General features: G+C 75.5%; 20 protein-coding genes. 10 read left to right on the top strand and 10 right to left on the bottom strand.

From position 1 onward, the window contains the following. Positions 1-45: 45 nt before the first annotated feature. Both ACFVUY_RS35765 and ACFVUY_RS35770 read left to right on the top strand, forming a co-directional pair. The gene (locus ACFVUY_RS35765; RefSeq protein ID WP_387693528.1) at positions 46-1551 is read left to right on the top strand and encodes an MFS transporter; all 1506 of its coding nucleotides are present in this window, start codon (positions 46-48) and stop codon (positions 1549-1551) included. Further along, positions 1548-2189 (top strand): maleylpyruvate isomerase N-terminal domain-containing protein, encoded by a 642-nt coding sequence (locus ACFVUY_RS35770; RefSeq protein ID WP_387736397.1) that lies wholly within the window; start codon positions 1548-1550, stop codon positions 2187-2189. Before ACFVUY_RS35765 ends, ACFVUY_RS35770 begins: the two co-directional genes overlap by 4 nt. Before the next feature lie 119 nt (positions 2190-2308). Here the strand turns inward: ACFVUY_RS35770 and ACFVUY_RS35775 are convergent, their stop codons facing one another. Together ACFVUY_RS35775 and ACFVUY_RS35780 are read right to left on the bottom strand one after the other, a co-directional pair. Then, positions 2309-3205 (bottom strand): ABC transporter permease subunit, encoded by an 897-nt coding sequence (locus tag ACFVUY_RS35775; protein ID WP_387736398.1) that lies wholly within the window; start codon positions 3203-3205, stop codon positions 2309-2311. Further along, positions 3202-4125 carry an ATP-binding cassette domain-containing protein gene (locus ACFVUY_RS35780; protein WP_387736399.1) on the bottom strand — a complete coding sequence of 308 codons (924 nt, stop codon included), beginning with the start codon at positions 4123-4125 and terminating at the stop codon, positions 3202-3204. The genes ACFVUY_RS35775 and ACFVUY_RS35780 overlap by 4 nt, the downstream gene beginning before the upstream one ends. 126 nt (positions 4126-4251) lie before the next feature. Between ACFVUY_RS35780 and ACFVUY_RS35785 the strand changes: the two genes are divergently transcribed. Both ACFVUY_RS35785 and ACFVUY_RS35790 read left to right on the top strand, forming a co-directional pair. Next, positions 4252-5469, top strand: coding sequence for a sensor histidine kinase (locus tag ACFVUY_RS35785; protein ID WP_387736400.1), 1218 nt, complete (start codon positions 4252-4254; stop codon positions 5467-5469). Positions 5470-5519: 50 nt separating this feature from the next. Further along, on the top strand, positions 5520-6161 hold the full coding sequence (locus ACFVUY_RS35790; RefSeq protein ID WP_387693571.1) for a response regulator: 642 nt from the start codon (positions 5520-5522) through the stop codon (positions 6159-6161). A gap of 121 nt (positions 6162-6282) precedes the next feature. On the opposite strand, the gene ACFVUY_RS35795 is transcribed toward ACFVUY_RS35790, so the two are convergent. Beyond that, complete coding sequence (locus ACFVUY_RS35795) at positions 6283-7122, bottom strand: SAM-dependent methyltransferase (RefSeq protein ID WP_387693533.1); 840 nt, start codon at positions 7120-7122, stop codon at positions 6283-6285. Between the two features lie 145 nt (positions 7123-7267). Further along, complete coding sequence (locus tag ACFVUY_RS35800; protein WP_387736401.1) at positions 7268-8017, bottom strand: hypothetical protein; 750 nt, start codon at positions 8015-8017, stop codon at positions 7268-7270. A gap of 454 nt (positions 8018-8471) precedes the next feature. Between ACFVUY_RS35800 and ACFVUY_RS35805 the strand changes: the two genes are divergently transcribed. Beyond that, positions 8472-11270: a hypothetical protein gene (locus ACFVUY_RS35805; RefSeq protein WP_387736402.1), complete on the top strand. Its 2799-nt coding sequence runs from the start codon at positions 8472-8474 to the stop codon at positions 11268-11270. A gap of 132 nt (positions 11271-11402) precedes the next feature. On the opposite strand, the gene ACFVUY_RS35810 is transcribed toward ACFVUY_RS35805, so the two are convergent. The 3 genes from ACFVUY_RS35810 to ACFVUY_RS35820 all read right to left on the bottom strand — a co-directional run bounded on the left by ACFVUY_RS35810 (position 11403) and on the right by ACFVUY_RS35820 (position 14645). Further along, positions 11403-12416, bottom strand: a complete 1014-nt coding sequence (locus tag ACFVUY_RS35810; RefSeq protein ID WP_387736403.1) for a DUF1648 domain-containing protein — start codon at positions 12414-12416, stop codon at positions 11403-11405. Then, positions 12413-12760, bottom strand: a complete 348-nt coding sequence (locus tag ACFVUY_RS35815; protein WP_359900298.1) for a GntR family transcriptional regulator — start codon at positions 12758-12760, stop codon at positions 12413-12415. Before ACFVUY_RS35815 ends, ACFVUY_RS35810 begins: the two co-directional genes overlap by 4 nt. Before the next feature lie 94 nt (positions 12761-12854). After that, entirely contained in the window at positions 12855-14645 is a 1791-nt protein-coding gene (locus ACFVUY_RS35820) for an oleate hydratase (protein ID WP_387736404.1), read from the bottom strand. Between the two features lie 283 nt (positions 14646-14928). On the opposite strand from ACFVUY_RS35820, the gene ACFVUY_RS35825 reads away from it, so the two are divergent. Next, positions 14929-15477, top strand: a complete 549-nt coding sequence (locus ACFVUY_RS35825) for a universal stress protein (RefSeq protein ID WP_387736405.1) — start codon at positions 14929-14931, stop codon at positions 15475-15477. Between the two features lie 6 nt (positions 15478-15483). Beyond that, positions 15484-15900 carry a hypothetical protein gene (locus ACFVUY_RS35830; RefSeq protein WP_387736406.1) on the top strand — a complete coding sequence of 139 codons (417 nt, stop codon included), beginning with the start codon at positions 15484-15486 and terminating at the stop codon, positions 15898-15900. 240 nt (positions 15901-16140) lie between these two features. Here ACFVUY_RS35830 and ACFVUY_RS35835 read toward each other — a convergent pair whose 3' ends face one another. Both ACFVUY_RS35835 and ACFVUY_RS35840 read right to left on the bottom strand, forming a co-directional pair. Then, entirely contained in the window at positions 16141-16569 is a 429-nt protein-coding gene (locus tag ACFVUY_RS35835) for an RNHCP domain-containing protein (protein WP_387693541.1), read from the bottom strand. Positions 16570-16599: 30 nt separating this feature from the next. Further along, positions 16600-16968, bottom strand: a complete 369-nt coding sequence (locus tag ACFVUY_RS35840; RefSeq protein ID WP_380549823.1) for an RNHCP domain-containing protein — start codon at positions 16966-16968, stop codon at positions 16600-16602. A gap of 289 nt (positions 16969-17257) precedes the next feature. Between ACFVUY_RS35840 and ACFVUY_RS35845 the strand changes: the two genes are divergently transcribed. Next, positions 17258-17854 (top strand): GNAT family N-acetyltransferase, encoded by a 597-nt coding sequence (locus ACFVUY_RS35845; protein ID WP_387693542.1) that lies wholly within the window; start codon positions 17258-17260, stop codon positions 17852-17854. A 49-nt stretch (positions 17855-17903) separates the two neighbouring features. Here the strand turns inward: ACFVUY_RS35845 and ACFVUY_RS35850 are convergent, their stop codons facing one another. Next, complete coding sequence (locus tag ACFVUY_RS35850; protein WP_387736407.1) at positions 17904-18887, bottom strand: S1C family serine protease; 984 nt, start codon at positions 18885-18887, stop codon at positions 17904-17906. A gap of 185 nt (positions 18888-19072) precedes the next feature. On the opposite strand from ACFVUY_RS35850, the gene ACFVUY_RS35855 reads away from it, so the two are divergent. Next, positions 19073-20080, top strand: coding sequence for a Clp protease N-terminal domain-containing protein (locus tag ACFVUY_RS35855; protein ID WP_387736408.1), 1008 nt, complete (start codon positions 19073-19075; stop codon positions 20078-20080). A gap of 53 nt (positions 20081-20133) precedes the next feature. After that, on the top strand, positions 20134-20814 hold the full coding sequence (locus tag ACFVUY_RS35860) for a GPP34 family phosphoprotein (RefSeq protein ID WP_387736409.1): 681 nt from the start codon (positions 20134-20136) through the stop codon (positions 20812-20814). Positions 20815-20854: the final 40 nt, after the last annotated feature.

The following is a 20854-nucleotide window of genomic DNA, read 5'->3' on the forward strand; positions in this document are numbered from 1 at the left end:
ATCATCCACCGACCCGGACGCCCCGGCCCCGGGAAGAGGCTCCCCATGAACGCCGACCCCCCGCGCAGCAGCGTGCACCCGCCCCGGCCCGGCGCCACCGCCGTGGGCGCCCGGGCCGCCACCCGGCGCTGGCGGGCGCTCACCGTCTGCCTGGTCGCCGGCTTCATGACCCTGCTGGACGTCAGCATCGTCAACGTCGCCCTGCCGACGGTACGGGCCGGGCTGCACATGTCCGACAGCGGCCTGCAGTGGGTGCTCAGCGGCTACGCGCTGGCCTTCGGACTGGTGCTGGTGCCCGCCGGGCGGCTTGGCGACGCGCGCAGCCGACGGGCCGTCTTCCTCGCCGGGCTGGCGCTGTTCACCGTGGCCAGCGCGCTCGCCGGGGCGGCGCAGAGCCAGGAGTGGCTGGTGCTGGCCCGGCTGTTCCAGGGCGCGGCCGGCGGGGTGCTGGTGCCGCAGGTGTCCGGCTTCATCCAGGTGCTGTTCCAGGGCGCCGAGCGCGGCCGGGCCTTCGGCGCGCTCGGCGCCACCATCGGGCTGTCCACCGCGGTGGGGCCGCTGCTCGGAGGGCTGCTGATCCACCTGGTCGGCCCGCAGGACGGCTGGCGCTGGGTGTTCCTGGTCAACCTGCCGATCGGCGTCGCCCTGCTGCCGATCGCCCGCCGGCTGCTCCCGGCGCCCCCGCCCGCCGACCAGCGGGCCGGGCACCGGGACTTCGACCCGGTAGGCGTGCTGCTGCTCGGCGCCGGGACGGTCGCGCTGCTGCTGCCGTTCGTCCAGGCGCAGCAGTGGCACGGCTCGGCCCGCTGGCTGCTGCTGCCGCTGGCGGCGGTGCTGCTCGCGGCCTTCGCCGGCTGGGAACTGCACTACGGGCGGCGGCGCGAACCGCTGGTGAGCATGGCGCTGTTCGCGGTGCGGCCGTACGCGGCGGGCACGCTGCTGTCGCTGGTGTACTTCGCCGGGTTCACCGCGATCTTCTTCATCTTCACGCTCTACCTCCAGGCGGGCCTGCACTACTCGGCGCTGACGGCGGGCCTGGCGATCACGCCGTTCGCGGTCGGCTCGGGGGTGTCCGCGGCGGTGGGCGGGCGCCTGGTGAGCCGGCTGGGGCGGCGGCTGGTGGTGGCCGGACTGGTGCTGGTGCTGGCCGGGCTGCTGGCCTCGGCGCTGGCGGTGCAGCTGTGGTCGGGGCCCCGGGTGGGCTGGACAACGGCGCTGCCGCTGCTGGTCGCCGGGGTGGGCAGCGGGCTGGTGATCGCCCCGAACCAGACGCTGACCCTCCAGCAGGTGCCGGTGGCCCGGGCGGGCAGCGCGGGCGGGGTGATGCAGACCGCGCAGCGGGTCGGCTCGGCGGTGGGCATCGCCGTCGTCGGCTCGGTGTTCTTCGCCCACGCGGCCGGCCCCCGCCCGGACTGGGCGCTGGCCTTCCAGCTGGGCGTGACGGTGGCGGCCGGGCTGGTGCTGACGGCGCTGCTGGTGGCGGTCGCCGACATGGCCTCGGGCCGGGGCGGCTTCCGGGCCGCCGGGCCGCGAGTGGGGAACGGGCCGTGACGGGCGCCCGGAGGGACTTCCTGGCCGCCGCCGGTACGGCCGAGGAGCTCCTGCGCCGCCCGGAGGTGGCCGGGGCCTGGCAGCGGCCGAGCGCGCTGGCGCGGTGGAGCGTCGGCGGGCTGGCCGGGCACCTGGCCTACCAGGTCCTCTGCCTGCCGGAGCTGCTGGCCGCCGCCGTGCCGGCCGAGCCGGTGATCGGCCTGCTGGAGCACTACGCCCGCTCGGCCTGGGTCGGTGCCGCGCTCGACGCGGACGTCAACGTGCGGATCCGGCAGGGCAGCGAGGCCTTCGCGGCCGACGGTCCGGCCGCGCTGCACCGTCGGCTGGCCGCCGTGCTGCCGGAGCTCGCGGGCACGCTCGCGGCGGCGGACGGCACCCGGCCGGTCCGGCTGCCGTTCTGGGGTCCGTGGTCGCTCACCCTGGACGACCTGCTGGCCACCCGGACGATGGAACTGGCCGTCCACGGCGACGACCTGGCGGTCAGCGTCGGAGTGCCGGGCCCCGAACTCCCGCCGGAGGCCTTCGAGTCCGTCGTCGTTCTGCTGACCCGGCTGGCCGCCCGGCGGCACGGCCGGGCGGCGGTGCTGCGGGCGCTCAGCCGGGCCGAGCGGGCGCCGGGGAGCATCGCGGCGTTCTGAGCGCCTCCGTTCGGGGCCTTCCGGTGCGGGGCTCTCCGCTGCGGGCCACTCCACTGCGGGGCGTTCCACTGCGGGGCTCTTCGCTGCGGGCCTTCCGCCCCGGGGAGCCCTCCCGGCCGTCAGTGGTCCCGGCGGTGGACCGCGGCCGCGGCGACCGCCACCGAGGCCAGCGACCACACGGCGAAGGTGACCCAGGCGCCCGTGACGGTGGCCGGGTACTCGGACGGGCGCATTCCCGCCAGGGTGGTCCGGGCCAGCCGCTGCCAGGCGGGCATCGGCAGGGCGTGCAGCAGGTCGGCGCTCCAACGGTAGCGCTCGGTGACCAGCGAGGGGAGGAAGAACAGCACCACGACGGTGCCCACCACGGCGCCCGCGCTGTGCCGGATCAGGGTGCCGAGGCCGAGCCCGACCAGGGCGCAGACCGGGCCGAACAGCACCGCCGCCGCGACGTACCGCAGCGCGGCCGGGTCGGTGACGGACTGTCCGAAGCCGGTCCCGGCCAGGATCGCCTGACTCCCGCCGAAGGAGACGCCGACGGTGAGCACCCCGTAGCCGAACAGCACGGCGGCCAGCACGCAGGCCTTGGCGAGGATCACCGCCCGGCGGTCGGGCACGGCCGCCAGGGTGGTGCGGATCAGCCCGGTCGCGTACTCGCCCGCGATGACGATCGCCCCGAGGCCGCCCGCGACCAGCAGCAGGATGTCGGCGGAGGCGAGGTTGAAGGCGTCGTTCAGCGCGGTCTGCGCCATGACCGCCGGATCGCCCTCGCCCGGCGTCCAGTGGTCGCGGGTGTACACCGCGGACTTGAGGTTGGCGGCGATGCTCGCCAGGGCGCCGAGGCCGAGCACCCAGGGGATCGAGCGCAGTGACCAGAGCTTGATCCACTCGGCGGCCAGCAGGTCGCCGAAGCGGGCGCGCGGCTCGGTGGCGGTGCGGCCGGGCTCGGTGGCGGTGCCGGTGGGCTCGGCGGCGGTGCGGGTGGGCTCGGCGGCGGTGCGGGTGGGCAGGGTGCTCATCGGGGCTCTCCGGCGAGGTATTCGACGCTGTCGGCGGTCAGGTCCATGAACGCCTCCTCCAGGGAGGCGCCCCGGGTGGTCAGGGCTTGCAGCAACAGGCGTTGTTCCAGGGCGAGTTCACCGATCCGGGTGGCGTCCAGGCCGGTCACCGCGAGGGTGCCGTCCGGGCCGGGCCGCACGGCCGCGCCCGCCGCCGTCAACACGGCCGCCAGCCGGTCGGGTTCGGCGGACCGGACGGTGACGGCGGACCGGCCGGTCCGGGCGGCGAACCCGGTGAGGCTCTCGTCGGCGAGCAGCCGGCCGCGTCCGATCACCACCAGGTGGTCGGCGGTGTGCTCCATCTCGGCCATCATGTGGCTGGAGACGAAGACCGTGCGGCCCTCGTCCGCGAGCCGCCGGAACAGCCCGCGCACCCAGAGCACGCCCTCCGGGTCCAGCCCGTTCAGCGGCTCGTCGAACAGCAGCACCGGCGGGTCGCCGAGCAGCGCGCCGGCGATGCCCAGACGCTGCTTCATACCCAGTGAGTAGCCGCCGATCCGCCGCCCGGCCGCCGCGGCGAGCCCGACCTCCTCCAGCACCTGCTCGACCCGCGCGGCCGGGATCGCGTTGGCGCGGGCCAGCGCCCGCAGGTGGGCCCGGCCGGTGCGCCCGCCGTGCGCGTCGCCCGCGTCGAGCAGCGCACCGGCGTGCCGCAGGCCGCGCGGCCTGCCGCGGAACGGCCGGCCGTCGACGGTGACGGTGCCGGAGCTGGGGTCGCCCAGGCCGAGGACCAGTCGCAGGGTGGTGGACTTCCCGGCGCCGTTGGGGCCGAGGAAGCCGGTGACCAGGCCCGGCCGGACGGTGAAGGAGAGGCGGTCGACGGCGGTGCGGACGTGCCGGCCGCGGCCGTAGCGCTTCGTCAGTTCGGTGACTTCGATCATGGGTTCCACGGTGCCCGGGGGAACCGGCCGGCCGCATCGGACCGGCGTCGACACCGCAGGTCACCCGCGGTCGTACAGCCAGGGTTGGATGACGGCGGGCGGCGGCCGTCGCTACGATCTCGAACCATGCCCTCGACCCCCTCCCCGCCGCTGTTCCGGCGCGTCCCGCCCGAGGTCTGGGTCGCTCTCGCCTGGTGCGCGGCCGCCGGCTACCCCGCCGTACGGCTCGGCGGCGACGCCGCGCAGCACCCCGGCGCCGCCGCGCACGGCGGCTGGGCGTTCACCCTGGCCGACACGCTGCTCGCCTTCACGGGCGCGGCGCTGGTGCGGCGGCTGCCGGTGCTCTCGGTCGCCCTGCTGCTGGTCGCCGCGTTCACCGAGACCGACGGCTGGGCCGGCGGCGCCCAGGTGCCGCCCGGTGCGCTGCTGGCCGTGGACACCGCGCTCTGCCTGATCACCGCCGACCGGCCCCGGCGCAGCTCCCGGGCCGCGTTCGCGCTGGTCATGGTCTTCCTGGTGCTGCACATCGGCCTGGTGCGCGGCAGCACGGTGGGCATCTTCACCGGCACCCACATCGGCTCGGCCGACGGCGCCGCGCTGCTCGCGCTGGTCGCCTGGCTGGTCGGCCGTTCGGTGCGGCAGAACCGGGAGCACGCCGAGGCGCTCAGCGCCCGGGCGGCCGAGGAGGCGGTCACCGCCGAACGGCTGCGGATCGCCCGCGAGATGCACGACACCGTCGCGCACAGCCTCGGCATCGTCGCCCTCCAGGCCGGTGCGGCCCGCCGGGTGATCGACCGTCGGCCGGAGCGGGCCGCACAGGCGCTGGGCGAGATCGAGGCCGCCGGGCGGGAGACCCTGGCCGCGCTGCGCCGGATGCTGGTCGCGCTGCGCCGGGCCGACGGCGAGGCCTCGGCGACGCTGTCGCAGGGCCTGGCCGACCTCGACCGGCTGGCCGGGGCGACCACGGCGGCGGGGGTGCGGGTGGAGGTCCGGCGGCACGGCGAGCCGGGGCCGCTGCCGCCGGAGGTCGACCTGGCGGCCTTCCGGATCGTCCAGGAATCGGTCACCAACGTGGTGCGGCACGCGGACGTGGACGCCTGCGTGGTGACGGTGGACCACCGCACGGCGGGGGAGCTGTCCGTCGAGGTCACCGACCGGGGGCGGGGCCGGGGCCGGGCGCCCGGGGCCGGGTTCGGGCTGGCCGGGCTGCGGGAGCGGGCCGTCCTGCTGCGCGGGGAGTTCGAGGCCGGGCCGCTGCCCGGCGGCGGCTTCCGGGTGGCGGCCCGGCTGCCGGTGCCGGTGTCGGTCTCCGGGCCGGTCCCGGTCGAGGGGGCGGGCGCGTGATCCGGGTGGTGCTGGTGGACGACCAGCCGTTGGTGCGCGCCGCGCTGGAGATGGTGATCGCGGAGACGGACGACGTCGAGGTGGTGGGTGAGGCGGGTACCGGGGCGGAGGCCGTCCGGCTGGCCGCCGAACTGCGGCCGGACGTCGTGGTGATGGACATCCGGATGCCGGGCATGGACGGCATCGAGGCCACCCGGCTGGTGACCGCCGACGGCGGACCGACCCGGGTGGTGGTGCTCACCACCTTCGACGAGGACGAGCACGTGTACGCGGCGCTGCACGCGGGGGCGTCCGGCTTCCTGGTCAAGGACATGGCGCTGGACGACATCCTCGGCGCGGTGCGGGTGGTCGCCGCAGGGGACGCGCTGATCGCGCCGGGCGTCACCCGGCGGCTGATCGGGGCGTTCGTCGCCGGCCGCCCGCAGTGGCCCGGGGGCGGTGGGCACGCCCCTGCCGCCGCCGCTGCGGTGGCGGCCGAGCGGCGGCTGGCGGCGATCACCGGGCGCGAGCGGGAGATCCTCACCCTGGTCGGCCGGGGTCTGTCCAACACCGAGATCGCCGCCGAACTGGTGCTCAGCATCGCGACCGTCAAGACCTACATGACACGGCTGCTGGCCAAGCTCGACGCCCGGGACCGGGTGCAGCTGGTCATCCTGGCCTACGAGGCGGGCCTGGTCTCCGTGTCCGCCTGAACGGGCCTGCCTTTGACGGGCCTGCTGGAACGGTCCTGCCTTTGACGGGCCTGCTGGAGCGGGCCCGGCCGGCCGGGCCCGTCGCAGAAACGATTCAGCACTCGATCACGAGGACCGGGGCTCAGCGCTTGACCGCCACGCCCGCGTACATCGCGATGTCCCGGTCGCGGACGGGCGGGGCGTCGGCGTCCGGCCGCCAGTGGTGCACCAGCGTGACGCCCGGGTCGAGCAGCTCGTAGCCCTCGAAGAACGCCTCGGCCTCGGCCTTGTCGCGGATCTGGAGCGGGATGCCGCGCGCGTTGTACTCGCGGCCGACGCCACCCACGCCCACCGGGTCGGTGTCGCCCGTGAAGACCGTCAGGGCGAGGAAGCTGCCGGGGGCCAGGGCGTCCATGAAGCGGCGCACGATGCCCTGCGGGTCGTCCTCGTCCAGCACGAAGTGGACGATCGCGATCAGCGACAGCGCCACCGGCTGCGAGAAGTCGAGCACCTCGCGCAGCCGGGGGTTGTTGATGATCGACTCCGGGTCGCGGAAGTCGGCGTCCACGTAACAGGTGCGGCCCTCGGGCGTGCTGTCCATCAGGGCCCGTGCGTGGGTCAGCACGATCGGGTCGTTGTCCACGTACCCGACCCGGGCCCCGGGCGCGATCGCCTGGGCGATCTCGTGCAGGTTCGGCGAGGTCGGGATGCCGGTGCCGATGTCGAGGAACTGCCGCACGCCGTACTGCTCGGCGAGTCGGCGCACCGAGCGCTGCATGAAGTCGCGGGTGGTGCGCATCGAGATCGGCAGCGACGGCCAGGCCTGCACCGAGGCGTGCGCCGCGACCCGGTCCGCCTCGAAGTTGGTCTTGCCGCCGATGAGGTAGTCGTAGACCCGGGCGGAGTGCGGAACGTCCATCCGCAGGTCCACCGATGGGTAATCCTCGTGCGGACCGCGCTCCGCCCGGATCTCGTTCGCCATGCTCGTTCTCCCGCTGCTGGGCGTCCGTCAGTGACCGCCGAGGTGGCGGCCCATGGTGCGCATGGTAACGGTCGACCGGTGCGGCGGAATGACGGGCCCTCAGGCCCGCGCCTCCGGGTGCTTCGGGCCCGTGCCTCCAGGTGCCTCAGGCTCGCGCCTCCGGGTGCTTAGGGTCGAGCGCGGCGGCGCCCGGCTGACGGGGGACGGCGGCGGATCCGGCGTCGCCCCGGCCGTGCGCCGCCAGTTCGAGTGCGGCGCCGATCCACGCGATGCCGAAGGCCCATGTCGCCAGCCACTCGCACAGATACAGCGGCCGCACCGACCAGCCCGAGCCGAGGCCCGTCACCCCGGCCAGGACGGAGAGCGCCAGGGCGACCAGGATCACCACCCCGGCCACCAGGTAGGCCGTGCCCACCCGGGCCGGCTGGGTGGAACGGGGATTGCGGAAGGAGTGGAGGCAGAACAGTGCCAGCATGACGAACAGCAGGCCGGCGAAGACCAGGTGGAACACTCCGACGGTGCGCTGGACGCCGGAGGCGCCCGCCGGGGCCGTCGGGCACAGCGCGACCCCGACCGCGAAGAACCCGGCGGCCGTGCTCCAGCGGTCGTCCCGGCGGTCGAAGCGGTAGCAGATCAGGAACACCCCGAGGGCGCACAGTCCGCCGACGAAGAGGTTCCGGGTGTCGGTGTAGTAGGCGGCGCTCATCGAGCCCGGCCAGAAGTCGTCGGTGCTGCGCCCCGTCACCTCGGCGGCCAGCCAGTTGCCGAACGGCAGGGCCGGCGGCAGCAGGACGCCGATCAGGCCGATGCCGAGGCGGAGGATCGCGATGGTTCGAACGTCCTGGATGCTCCGCCGGACACCGGGGGAGTTCTGCGTGCGCGAGTCGTGCGTCACGGACGCCTCCTTGCCTTTCCACGGGCTCCTCGGCCCGCTGTTCCTCCGGTCGCGGGGGACGGGGTGGGGCGGCGTCGGACGGGCGCCGCCACACACCTGAGCGACCGTCACCTTGTGTACCCGCATCGGCGTTCGAAGCACCACCGATTTGAGCGGTTTACGCCCTCAATGACCGTCCGGAGAACCTCGGGTCACCATTCACCACGGCCGTGACGGCTCCACCGGTTCAACTCCTTCGTGGAGAGCCGGGAAGGCGGCTGCCACCAGCCCAATCGTCACTGACCGAGCGGGAATTGATTTATGCGATTCCCTTCCGATCGGCGATCGGATCTGACAACATCGTCCGCTGTCCGGTCGCCGGAGCCCCGCGCACCGGTGACCCGTGCGCCGCCGTGCGCCGTGTCCACCCCGGCCGATCGGCGGCCGCCGTCCCGCTGCGCCTCGTGGAGGAACCGTGACCACCAAGGCCGACCCCGCCGGGACCGCCCTCCGCCCGGCCCGCTGGGTCCGCACCCGGCTGCGCGCCAGCCCCTCGGCGGCCCTGCTGACGGCCGCCCTCGCCTTCGTCACCGTCCTGCTGGCCGTGGCCGTCCCCCGCGTCACGGACCGGAACGCGGACGCGGCGCTGCGGGACTTCGTGCGCCAGAAGGGCATCCACGCGACCAGCCTGCACTACGCCTCCAAGGCCCGCCCGACCGACACCGCAGCCGCCCTCGACGCCGTCGACCGGGACATCGTGGCGAGCGTCGGCGCGACGGTGGCGCTGGCACCGGACCGCCTGGCCCACGGCACCAGGACCGAGACCAACCCGGTGTACAACCCGGGCTACCACCGGGTGAGCCAGGACATCCCGCCCAGGATCCTGCTGATCCGGCTGCAGGGCCTCGCCGACCGGGTCACCCTGACCGAGGGCAGCTGGCCCGGCCCCGCCGCGGCCGGCGACCCGGTGCCGACGGTGGTGAGCCGGGCGGCCGCCGAGGCGATCGGCATCAAGGTCGGAGACGTCCTCGACAACGGCAGCAGCGGCCCCGACCGCCGGCGGACCACCGTGGTGACCGGCATCTACCGGCAGAACGACCCGTCGGACCCGTTCTGGGTCGGCATCGGCTGCCCGAACCGCCCCTGCCTGGGGCTCGACCCGGAGCACGGCAACTGGCAGGAGGTCACCGGCTTCGTCGACGACGGCAGCGTGGGCGCGCTGACCGCCTGGAGCCCGTCCGTCCAGAACTTCTGGCGGGTCTCCGTCGACCCCGCCCCGCTGCGCGCCGACCGGCTGGAACGGACCCGCGCCGCCGTCGCGCCCCTCCTGGCCGGGCCGGAGGCCGACGCCCTGGTCACCGCGACCGGGCGCGCCGACCTGCGGGTCGTCTCGACGCTGCCCGTGGTCCTCACCTGGGCGGCCGAGCGCTACCGGGCCGCGATGGCACTGGGCGCGGTCGGCCCGGCCGGCGTCGCGGGCGTCGCCGCCGTGGTGCTCTGCCTGGCCGCCGCGCTCGGCACCGACCGGCGGGCCGCCGAACTGCGGCTGCTCCGGGCCCGTGGCTGCTCGCGCGGCGGGGTGCTGCTGCGGCTGCTCGGCGAGAGCGCGGTGACGGTCCTGCCCGCCGCGGCACTCGGAGCGGTGCTCGCCCTGGTGCTGCTGCCCACCCCCCGGTGGGGCTTCGCGGTGGCGGCCGGCCTGGTCGCCACGCTGTTCGCCCTGCTCGCCTTCCCGGTGCGCGCCGCCCTGCTCCGGACGCACCCCCGGCGGACCGGGCCGTGGCGCCGGCTGATCGGCGAAGGCGCGCTGCTGGCCGTCACCGCGGTGGCGGTGGCCGAGGTCCGCCGGCGCGGCGTCGGCCACCCCGACCGGGGAGCGGATCCGCTGCTGGTGGCCGCGCCGCTGCTGCTCGCCGTCGCCGGCGGGCTGCTGCTGGCACGGATCGAGCCCGTGGTGATCGGCCGACTGGCCGCCCTGGCCCGCCGGGGCCGCGGCCTGATCGGCTTCCTCGGCCTCTCCCGGGCCTCCCGCGACCATTCCGGCCGGCGCCGGCCCTCCGCGCTGCCGCTGCTCGCCCTGCTGATCGCCGTCACCGCGACCGGCTTCGGCGCCACCCTGCTCGACGCGGTGGACCGCGGCAGGCTGAGCGCCGCGCGCCTCGCGACCGGCGGCGACGTCGCCGTCTCCGTCCCGGGCTACGCGACCCTGCCGGAACCGTTCCTCAAGGCCGCGGGCGACCTTCCGCAGGTCCGGGGCGCGACGGCGGTCCGGGTGGACCCCCGGGCGCTGTTCGTCGGCGCCGACGCGAACAACTACACCAAGGTGACCCTGGTGGTCGCCGAGCCGACCGCGTACGCCGAGATCGCCCGCACCCTCGGGGCCGGCGAGTTCGACCCGGCGAAGCTCGCCGGCACCCCCGGCGGCCCGGACACCCCGGTGCCCGCGCTGTTCAGCCGCGACCTGGCCGCGCGACTGGGCGCCGGCGCGCCGACGGTGCACCTGTCCACCGCGAGCGAGCTGCGCACCACCGTCGCCGGGATCGTCACCGCGACCCCGGCGCTGCCGGAGCCGGCCCTGCCCTTCGTCGTGGTGCCCAGCGGTCCGGCGGTGGAACGCCTGCCGGAGCTCGGCCGGTGGACCGGGTGGCTGGCCGTGGGCGACGGCCTCGACCCCGGGCGGATCAGGTCGCTCCTCCTGGAACGCGGCCTGGTCGAGGCGACCGGCCTCGCCAAGCTCATCTCGGAGAACGCCGCGGCGGACGGCAAGGGCGACCACGGGCTGCCGCCCGCCTACGCGGTGGGCAGCAGCCGCGAGTACGCCGCGCAGCTCGCCGACGACCCGCTGCAGCAGGCCGCCGGGCGGCTGTTCTGGTACGCGGCGCCCGCCAGTGCCGGATTCGCCGTCCTCGCGGTCCTGCTGACGCTGCTGCGCGCCGCGCCCGACCGGACGGCGGTGCTCGCCCGGCTGCGCACCATGGGCCTGCGGCCCCGTCAGGGGCTGGCGCTGATCGTCGCCGAGGCACTGCCGCGGACGCTGGCGGCGGCCGTCGGCGGTGCGGTGGTCGCGGCGGTGGCCGCCGTCCTGCTCGGGCCGGCCTTCGACCTCTCCACCCTGATCGGCGCCAGGGCCGGCGACGGCCTGGGCCCGGCGGTGCTGCCGGTGCTGCTGCCCACGGCGGGACTGGCGCTCGTGGCCTGCCTCGGGGTGGTGCTGGAGACGCTGGTCGCGGGACGGCGGCAGATCGCCACCGAACTGCGCGCGGGGGAGTCCTGACGGCGGTGCGAGCGGTGCGAGCGGTGCGAGCCGTGCAGGCCGTGCGAGCGGTGCGAGCGGTGCGAGCAGTGGAAGCGGTGGGGCGGTCCGGCCGTGGTGGCCGAACCGCCCCTTCGCCTCCGCCGAACCGGTTCAGCCGGCCGGCTGCCCGGCGCGCGCGATCAGCGCGTTGAGCAGGGCCGCCCCGCGCTCGGCGTCGTCGACGCTGACCGCGAAGTCCGAGCCCTGACGGGTGCGGACCACCAGGCAGACGCCCCCGCGCAGCATCACGGTGGTGCCGAGCCGGTTCATCCGGTAGCCCCAGCCGCCCGCCTGCGCGGCGGTGCGCTGCTCGGCGCGGGCGGATTCGAGCTCGGCGGGGGACCAGTGGCGCACGGGCCGGCCGAACGGGCCGAATCCGACGGTCAGGCCGCCGGCGGTCACCCGCGCCCGCACCGAGGAGCAGGCGAGGCACGCGAGGGAGACGACGGCGAACGGCACCACCAGCGCCCAGTCCAGCTCGGCGACCCCGCTCGCGGCGGCCAGCACTCCCGCCACCGTCACCAGCGCGAACACCGCGGCGGCCAGCTGCAGCCACGGGTTGGCGGCCCGGGAGAGCCAGACGAACCGCTCGCCCGCGGGCATCTCCAGCGGATCCGCCCCGGCCGCCGGGAGCCGCTCGGGCCGGCCGCCGAAGCGGCGGCCGGCCAGCAGGGCCAGCAGCCCGGCGAGGCCGGTGGCCAGCAGGATCAGGACCACCTCGACGCCCATCGGTGCGGCGTCCTGCCAGCGGGCGCGGTCGAGGTTGGCGTGCACGATCGAGGTCTGCGCCCCCGTCAGCAGCACCCCGCCGGCCGCCAGCGTGGCCGCCGCCGCCCCGGGCGACCGGTCGGCCCAGTACCGCCGCACGGCCACCGAGGTGAGCACCAGGACCGCCCAGAACGCGGCCGGGAACAGCGCGGCCGCCGTCAGCGACATCGAGCCGTTCGGCTCCCGCCCGCCCCAGTGGGTGGCCAGCGGGTCCGGCAGCCGGTGGCGCGCCACCAGCGGCAGGGCGATCAACAGTGCCAGCACGCCGACGGACCAGGCCGCCGCGGCCCAGAGGGCACCGCGAGCCGCCGGTCGCTCCGCCGTGGTCGCTTCCTTCGTTGTGCCGTCGTCCGTCACGACATCCCCCTGATCATGTCCACGAGATCGTTCCTGCTGTAGCCGAACCGGGCCGCGTCCTCGACCAACTGCCGTACGCGGTCCACCAGTTCGGAGCGGGTGTCGGCGCCGGTCGCGATCGTGATGCCGCGGCCCCGGCGGAACTCCAGCACCCCCTCGTCGCGCAGCGTCCGCAGTCCGCGCAGGACGGTGTTGGTGTTCACCCCCAGCGCCCGGGAGAGCTCCCGGGCCGGGGGCAGTTTGTCCCCGGGGGCGCACTCGCCCTCGGCGACGGCCCGTCTGATCGCGCCGGCGACCTGTTCGTGCAGCGGTCGGGTGTCCCCGATGTCCAGCTTCAGCAACATAGTGCTACTGACGATAGCACCATCCATGTCTTGTGCCACCGCCCCGAGGCCACTGCCACTGCGCTCGGGGCGGTGCTCCCCGCTGCCCCGGCGGCTACCTCCGCTCGTCCTCGATCAGGCCGAACTCCTGCAACAGCTCGCCGACCTCGGTGGCCTCCAGCCGCCGCAGCAGCCGCTTGCGCAGGAACTCCGGCCCGGGCAGGTCGAGTTCGGCGCCGTCGCGGAGCCGGGTGGTGGCGGCGAGCAGCTTGCGCACGTCGTAGGTGGAGTTGAACACCTCGGGCACGCCGCGCTCGACGTCGAGCAGCCGGTAGACGGCCTCCATACCGGTGCGCACCGAGTACTCGGTGGTGAAGACGCAGTCCCGGGTGGTCTCCGCGAACTGGCCGATGAAGGCGAAGTTGACGGCGCCCTCGGGCACCACGTCCGGCCGGTCGCCCGCGTGCCGGGGCAGGAAGAACGACGTCACGTACGGCATCATCACCGGCACGCAGCGGGCGGCGTTCGCGGCCAGGTCGGGGATCTCGCCGACCGGCACGCCCAGGTGGTACAGCCACTCCTGGGTGATCTCCTCGCCGGTGCACGCCTGCATGGGCTTGCGCACGAAGTCGCCCGGGCGGTCGACGAACAGCGAGTAGACCCAGACCACGATCCGGTCGGCGGGCTGCTGCTTGAAGTGCGGCTGGCGGTTGACCGTCCAGCTCAGCAGCCAGGAGGAGTCCCGGGCGGTCACGATGCCGCCGGTGACCACGCCGCCGCTGAACGGGTCGCGCCTGGCGACCTTCTGGATGTAGTGCGGGATGCGCGGGTCCAGGGTGGTGACGGTCGCCGACTCCCACTTGCTCTCGGCGATGCTGCCGCAGAACACCTCGGGGCGGCCGAAGGCCGGGTCCTTGGCGGCGATCCGGCGCCACAGGTCCCAGGCCGGGGCCGGGCCCTCGTCCAGCCGGGCCGGGGTGTGCTGGTCGCCGTCGTCGGAGTTCTCGGTGAGCGAGCCGATGGTGGTGAACACCAGGTCGTCCGGGCCGAGGTCCACCCCGCCCTCCCGGCCGGCCTCCCGCCAGTGGATCCGGGTGGCCTGCTTGCGGCCGGGGGCGTCCCGGGTGGCGGGGGAGATGTCGAAGTCGATGTCGGTGACCTCGACCTCGTACCGGAACCGGACGCCCTGGTCCATCAGCCAGTGGGTCAGCGGCAGGACCATCGACTCGTACTGGTTGTACTTGGTGAACTTCAGCGCGGACAGGTCCGGCAGGCCGCCGATGTGGTGGATGAAGCGGTGCAGGTAGAGCTTCATCTCCAGGGCACCGTGCCACTCCTCGAAGGCGAACATGGTCCGCCAGTACAGCCAGAAGTTGCTGTCCAGGAAGTGCCGGGAGAAGACCTCGTCGATCCGCTTGCCCTCCAGCTCCTCGCGGGTCGCGAGGAAGACCCGGACCAGGTCCTTCTGGGCCTTGTCGTCGAGTGCGAACAGGCCGTCGGTGCGGGCGTCCTGGCCGCGGCGCTCGGTGACCCGCTGGAGGGAGAGGTTCGGGTCGTCCTTGTTGAGCCAGTAGAACTCGTCCAGCACGGACGCGCCCTCGATCTCCAGCGAGGGCACCGAGCGGAAGAGGTCCCACAGGCACTCCATGTGGTCCTCCAGCTCGCGCCCGCCGCGGACCACGAAGCCCTTCTCGGGCACCTCGATCCCGTCCAGCGCGCCGCCGGCCAGCTTGAGCCGCTCCAGGATCGTGATCCGCTCGCCGGGCACCTGCCCGTCCCGGACCAGGAAGGCCGCCCCGGCCAGCGCCGCGAGCCCCGACCCCACGAACCACGCCCGCTTGCGCTCGGCCCCCTCGGGCTTCCTCGGCCGGGCGAACGCCTCGTAGTTGCCGCTGCTGTAGTACAAGACCGTGCTCCCTGGAACGTTCGGCATCGAACCGCCCGTCGGGCATGCCGCATCCCGGCGGGCCGTCTCCATCCACCCATCCGGCGGTGCTCCTCGCCTGTTGAGTAGGCCGAACGGGTGAGGCCCGGACGGCCCGGACGGTCCGGACGCCCGGCGGGCCGCGTATGGAGCGCGTTGGGAACACCGGCCGGAACGTCAGGAAGCCGTCAAGGAGAGCAGGTCAGCCCCTGTAGCGGCGGTTGGGTGGAGGACGACGGCGAACACGACCACACGAGGACGGATCATGCACGGCAACGGGAGTTCGAAGGCCGCCCCCAGGGTGGTGGTCGGGGTCAGCGGGTCGCTGGGAAGCCTGGCCGCCCTGCACCGCGGCGTCGCCGAGGCCCGCGACCGCGGCGCCGTCCTGGTGCCGGTGCTCGCCTGGGAGCCGCCCGGCGGCGAACACGGCTACCGGCGCTCGCCCTGCCCGCCGCTGCTCGCCGCCGTCCGGGAGGCCGCCGAACGGCGGCTGCGGGACGCCCTCGACGAGGCCTTCGGCGGCGCCGACCCCGGCGTGCCGCTGAGCCCGGTCGTGGTCCGCGGCGAGCCCGGACCGGCCCTGCTGCACATCGCCGACCGGCCGGACGACCTGCTGGTCCTCGGGCGCAGCGGCGGCCCGCTGCACCGCCGGCTGCGGCGATCGGTGCCCGGCCACTGCGCCCGGTGGGCGGGCTGCCCGGTGCTGACCGTCCCGGTGCCCGAGCTGCTGCACGACCTGGAGGCCCTGCACCGGCGCACCCGATGGCACCTGCCGGTCGCCACCGAGCGCGAACTCGCCTCGATGCGGCGGTAGTCCGCGGTGCGGATGTACTCGGCCCGGCCCGGCGGGCGGCGCTTTCGCCCGGTGCTCGACCGGTTCCCGGACGGCACCTCCGGCGCCGTCGCGCTGCTCGCCGGCGGCGCTCTGGCGCTCGCCCTCGGCGCCGTCGGTGAACTGCACGCCGGCCCGCTGCCGTACCTCGCCCACCTGGCGCTGTGCGCCCTGGTCGGCCGCCGCTCCCGGCCGGTGGACGCACCGCTGATCGGCCTGGCCGCCTGGCTCTGCCACAACGCCTTTTCCGAACACCGCCACGGCGAACTCGGCTGGGCGGGCCCCGGGCCGGAGGTCGGGCACTACGCGCTGTTCACCGCCGCCGCGCTGCTGGCGGCCCTGCCCGCGGCCCTCCCGCGCCGCACCGTACGGGCGTTCCCGCCGCGCCCCGACGGCCCGCGCTGAGGCGCCGCCCATGGACGGTCCGCCCGTTCGGACGTACTGCCCGTTCGGACGGACCGCACCGGGGAACCGCGGTCCCGGCCGGTATCCGGAGCCCGCGGCGAAACGGTGGAGGCAGGAGGCAGGAGGCAGGAGGCCGGGCGCACGGAGCGGTCGCCGGTTCGGACAGCGGGCCCGCCCCCACGGACGGGCCCGCCCGCGACCGCCCCGCGCGCCCGGCCGGCGTCGCGGGGCGCCCGGCCGCTACAGGGTGAGCAGGGTGCGGTGGGCCAGGGTGGTGTCCCGCAGGGGCCTGAGGGCGAGCCGGACCAGGGTCAGGGCGTTGTCGTCCCCGGCGATCCGATTGGCGCTCAACTCGCCGCAGGACAGGCACTGGTGGATGATCATCCACTCGCCGTCGGCGCGGACCGACAGGCTCAGCGCGGTCATCCGGCCGCCGCAGTCGGCCGCCCGGTCACCCGGTGTCCGGCCGTCGACATGACGGCTGGCCAGGCAGTTCGGGCAGTGGTTGCGGTGGGCGCTGCCGGGGGCGTCCACCGGGACGTCCAACCGGCAGCCCACGCAGCGGAAGGAGCGCGCCCGGTGGCCGCCCCGTCCGTGCAGGACGTCCTTGTACCGTTGCGGGCGGCGTTCCCGCCGGCCCCGGCCGCCGGTGTTCCTGTGTCGTGGCACGGTTCGGTGCTCCCCTCTTCCCCGCGCGGTTCAGAGGGTGCCGAACGCTTCGAGTGGGAACGGCGGTTGGGCGAGCGGCCGGACGGCCATCCGCATCAGGACGAGCTGGTTGTCGTCCGTGCGGACGGGCGTGGACGTCAGCTCGTCGCAGCGCACGCATCGGTGGACGACCGTCCAGTCACCGGTGCGCAGCACGGCGATGGCGATCGGCGACATCCGGCCCAGGCACTCACTGGGACCGCCCTCGACGTGGTCGAGGACGTGCCGTGAATGCAGGCAGGACGGGCAGTGGTTGCGCCGCGTGCCGTCGGCGGCACAGGTGGAGACGGTCAGACCGCACCAGGTGCAGGCGAAGGTGGAGGTCTTCAGGACGGGGGGCGTGCTGGAGGTGCTGGACACCCGGGGTGCTCCTTGCTGAGGGGTTCTGCGATGGCAGCAAGAGCAGGCCGAGTGGCCTCGACGGTTCGTCGGGCGGTGGTCGTCAGCCGGCGTGGCGAGGCGCACTCGGCGCGAGGCGGGACATCAAGACACCCTCTCCGGTCGGGCGGTGGCCCGGGTCGATCGGTACGGAACGGCGTCAGCGTAACCACACCGGTCGCACGGGCGCCAACGGATTTCCGTGCCAACGGATTTCCGTGCCACCGACCCTCGCCGCCACGACGGGGATAAGGGCGCGCACGATGTCCGTATGCAGATGACCAACGTGCCGCGGCCGGCGGCCCCCGACGACGCTTCGGCCATCAGCCGATTACTGGCCCTGGCCTTCGCCGACGACCCGGTGATGTGCTGGTTCTTCCCCGACCGGGCCACCCGGCAGGCGGGACTGGGCGGCTACTTCACCACGCTGTTCACCCGGCAGTACGGCCGGCACGGCGTGTGCGAGCGGACCGCGGACGCGGCCGCCTTCTGGATGCCGCCGCGGGCGCAGGACAAGGCGGTCCCGGACGAGGAGACGCTCCGGGAGCTGGCGGGGCTCCTCGGCGACCGGGCCGAGCCGTTCCGGCGCTCCGTCGGGGCGGCCGCCGCCAACATGCCGCAGGAGCCCTACTGGTACCTGGCGGTCATCGGCGCCGACCCGGTCGCCCGGGGCCGGGGGCAGGGCGGCGCCCTGCTGCGCTCCGGACTGGCCAAGGCCGACGCGGACGGGCTGCCCGTCTATCTGGAGTCCTCCAAGGAGGAGAACCTGGCGGTCTACGGACACTTCGGCTTCGAGGTGCTGGAGGAGGTCCGGCTGCCGGAGGGCGGGCCGGCGCTCTGGGTGATGCGGCGTGCGGCCCGCGCCTAGGGACGTGTGCCGCCGGGCCCCCCGCTCCCGCTCGGGTCCCGGGCCGCGGTCAGTCGTCGACGGGCAGCTCCGTCGGGACGGCGAGCACGTCGACGAGGGCCTCGCCGCGCAGGACGGTCAGCGGCAGCGGGCGGCCGATGGCGTCGGCCAGCATCAGGCGCTGGAGGGCCTGGGCGCTGCCCATCGGCTCGTCGGCGGCGGTGAGCAGCAGGTCGCCCTCGTGCAGCCCGGCGCGGTCGGCGGGCGCGCCGGGCACCACCTCGACGATGCGCAGGCCGGTGGGCTGCCCGGTGCGGTGGCGCAGGGCGGGCGGCAGGGGCGCGGGCACTCCGGCGAGGCCGAGGTAGGCGCGGCGGATCCGGCCGTCGGCGAGCAGGGCGGCGACGATCCGGCGGCTGGTGGCGTCGATCGGGACGGCCAGGCCGAGCCCGTTCCCGGCCACCGCCGTGGTGATGCCGACGACCTCGCCGTTCGCGGTGGCCAGCGCGCCGCCGGAGTTGCCCGGGTTGAGTGCGGCGTCGGTCTGGATCACGTTGTCGATCACCCGCGCGGTGCTGCCGGAGCGGGCCGGGATCGAGCGGCCGAGCGCGCTGACCACGCCCGCCGTGACCGTCCCGGCCAGCCCCAGCGGGTTGCCGACGGCGACGACCAGCTGTCCGACCCGCAGGCCGGTCGCCTCGCCGAGGGCCACCGGCTTCGGGGTCGGCCCGTCGGCGCGCAGCACGGCGAGGTCGGAGAGCGGGTCGGCGCCGATGGTGTGGAACGGGGAGGTGGTGCCGTCGGCGAAGGCGAGCGTCCCGGCGTCGGCGTGGCCGACGACATGGGCGTTGGTGAGCAGGAACCCGTCCTCGGTGAAGACCACGGCCGAGCCCAGCGCCGTGCTGAACCAGCCGCCCCGGCCGCGCCGGGGGACCTGCAGTGCGGCGACCCGCGGGGTCAGCGTGGCGGCCACGGTGGTGACGATCAGGGAGTAGGCGTCCAGCGGGGCCTGGGCCTCGGGGACCGGGCCCGGCCCGGGGAGCGTGTCGGCCATGGTGCTCACCCCTCTCGCGGGCGTGGTTCTCACGATGGCACCAGGTGGCAACAACGCTGGGGCGCCCGGTCTTCCGCGTTCTTGCGCAGGTGCCGTCCTGACGCGTTCTTGACGCGCGGGAAATTCCCAAGAGAAGGAAAAGCGGGAATATAGTTCGAGTAAAGCCGCAGTCGTGGGAGGGGCCGATGGACACGACCATGCTGGAGCCGGACTGGCACGCGCTCGGCGGGCCGGGGGACGGGCCGCTGGGGACGGAGCACCTCCTGGTCGCCGTGGCCGGGGAGACGGGCCCCGCCGGTGCGGCCCTCGCCGCGGCCGGGGCGGGCGCGGACACCCTGCGTGCCCTGGTCCGGGAGCGGAAGGGGCGCTGGACGGCCGACGACGGGCCCGGCGTCGTGTCCGCCGCCGTGCCCGCCGCCGTGCCCGACCGGGAGACGCCCGGCGCCGCCGGGGCGGACGGCCGGCCGTTGAGCGGGGCCGCCGCCAGGGCACTCGCCGTGGCGACGGAGCACGCCCGCCGGGACGGCGAACCCGCCTGCACGGCCGTACACCTGCTGCGCGCCCTGCTCGCCGACGGGCGCGACGGGCACGGCGACGGGAACGGCGCGAACGGCGACGGGAACGGCGCGAACGGCGGCGGGCCCGGCGACCGGACCCGCGCCGCCGAACTGCTGCGCGCGGCCGGCGTCGCGCCGCAGGCCGTCCTGGACCGCCTCGACGGTGCCGTGCGCCAGGGCGGTGGCCTCGACCCGCTGCTCCACCCCACCCGGGAGACGCTGCTGGCCCGCCGCGGCCACCGGGCCCCGCGCTGGAAGCGCCTGCTGCAGCCGGGCCCGTCCGGCCCGGCGGCCTGGATCCGGCCGGAGGCCGACGCCCAGGCCGAGCGCCTCGGCCGCCGGACGCCCGGCACCGAGCACGTCCTGCTCGCGCTGCTGGCCGTTCACGAAGTGGCCCGCCACGAGCCGGGGTTGGCGGCGGAGGACGGCGCCGGCGAGCTGCTCGCCGGGCTCGGCCTCGACTACGCCCGGGCGCACGCCGCGCTCGACTCCGGTGGGGTGACGCTGCCCGCCGACCCGCGCGCGGTCGAGGCCTATCTGACCGAGATCGCAGGTCAGGGCACTGATCGGCTGCTCCGGGCGTTGCTGGAGGAGGACACCCGGGCCCGGCGTCTGGTCGAAGCCCTGCGCGGCTGAGGCCCCGGCGGGTCGGTGAACCGCGACACGGAGAAGAGAGGAAGGGACACCCGATGCACGTCACCCTCGCCGAGGAGCTGATGCTGCTCTCGCTGGACGACGAGTCCGGCGTGGCGAAGGACGCCCCCACCGCCGCCTGGGCCGCCGCGGGCGGCATCCTGGCCGAGCTGGTGCTGGCCGGGCGGGTCACGATCGAGGACGGCCGGCTCACCGTCGCCGACCGGACCCCGACCGGGGAGCCGCTGGTGGACGGCCGGCTGGCCCGGCTCGACGCGTGGGCCGCCGGCCGCCGCTCCGGCAAGGCCAAGGCGGGCGACTGGCTGACCAAGGACCGGTCCACGGCGGTCGCCGACACGGTCGGGCGGCTGTGCGAGCGCGGCCTGGTGGTCGAGGAGCGGCGCCGGGCGCTGGGCCTCTTCCCGGTCCGCCGCTACCCGGAGGCGGACGGCAGTGTGGAGCGGGAGCTGCGCGGGCGGCTGGCCGCGGTCGTACTGAACGGCGCCGAACCGGATCTGCGCACCGCCGCCCTGGTGGCCCTGCTGCACGGCTCCCGGCTGCACCGGCTGGCCTTCCCCGAGCTGCCCCGCAAGCAGGTCGAGCCGCGCTTCGCCGAGATCGCCGCCGGTGACGGGGCGGCCGAGTCCGTCCGCGAGGCGATCCGGGCCGTGCAGCTCACCATGGCCGCCGTCTCCATCGCGGCCACCGTGGCGGCGACCACCGCCGCCACCGTCTGAGCGCGCCGGGCGGGCTGCGCGCGGAGCCGTGCGCGGCCCG

The sequence above is a fragment of the Kitasatospora sp. NPDC058063 genome, assembly GCF_042885395.1.
GTDB lineage: Bacteria > Actinomycetota > Actinomycetes > Streptomycetales > Streptomycetaceae > Kitasatospora > Kitasatospora lactacystinica.

Coding starts and splice junctions, on each gene's coding strand:
- ACFVUY_RS35815 (WP_359900298.1), bottom strand. CDS start 12,760: ATGTTGCTGAAGCTGGACATCGGGGACACCCGACCGCTGCACGAACAG.
- ACFVUY_RS35825 (WP_387736405.1), top strand. CDS start 14,929: ATGCACGGCAACGGGAGTTCGAAGGCCGCCCCCAGGGTGGTGGTCGGG.
- ACFVUY_RS35855 (WP_387736408.1), top strand. CDS start 19,073: ATGGACACGACCATGCTGGAGCCGGACTGGCACGCGCTCGGCGGGCCG.
- ACFVUY_RS35795 (WP_387693533.1), bottom strand. CDS start 7,122: ATGGCGAACGAGATCCGGGCGGAGCGCGGTCCGCACGAGGATTACCCA.
- ACFVUY_RS35775 (WP_387736398.1), bottom strand. CDS start 3,205: ATGAGCACCCTGCCCACCCGCACCGCCGCCGAGCCCACCCGCACCGCC.
- ACFVUY_RS35765 (WP_387693528.1), top strand. CDS start 46: ATGAACGCCGACCCCCCGCGCAGCAGCGTGCACCCGCCCCGGCCCGGC.
- ACFVUY_RS35785 (WP_387736400.1), top strand. CDS start 4,252: ATGCCCTCGACCCCCTCCCCGCCGCTGTTCCGGCGCGTCCCGCCCGAG.
- ACFVUY_RS35780 (WP_387736399.1), bottom strand. CDS start 4,125: ATGATCGAAGTCACCGAACTGACGAAGCGCTACGGCCGCGGCCGGCAC.
- ACFVUY_RS35845 (WP_387693542.1), top strand. CDS start 17,258: ATGCAGATGACCAACGTGCCGCGGCCGGCGGCCCCCGACGACGCTTCG.
- ACFVUY_RS35860 (WP_387736409.1), top strand. CDS start 20,134: ATGCACGTCACCCTCGCCGAGGAGCTGATGCTGCTCTCGCTGGACGAC.
- ACFVUY_RS35790 (WP_387693571.1), top strand. CDS start 5,520: ATGGTGATCGCGGAGACGGACGACGTCGAGGTGGTGGGTGAGGCGGGT.
- ACFVUY_RS35850 (WP_387736407.1), bottom strand. CDS start 18,887: ATGGCCGACACGCTCCCCGGGCCGGGCCCGGTCCCCGAGGCCCAGGCC.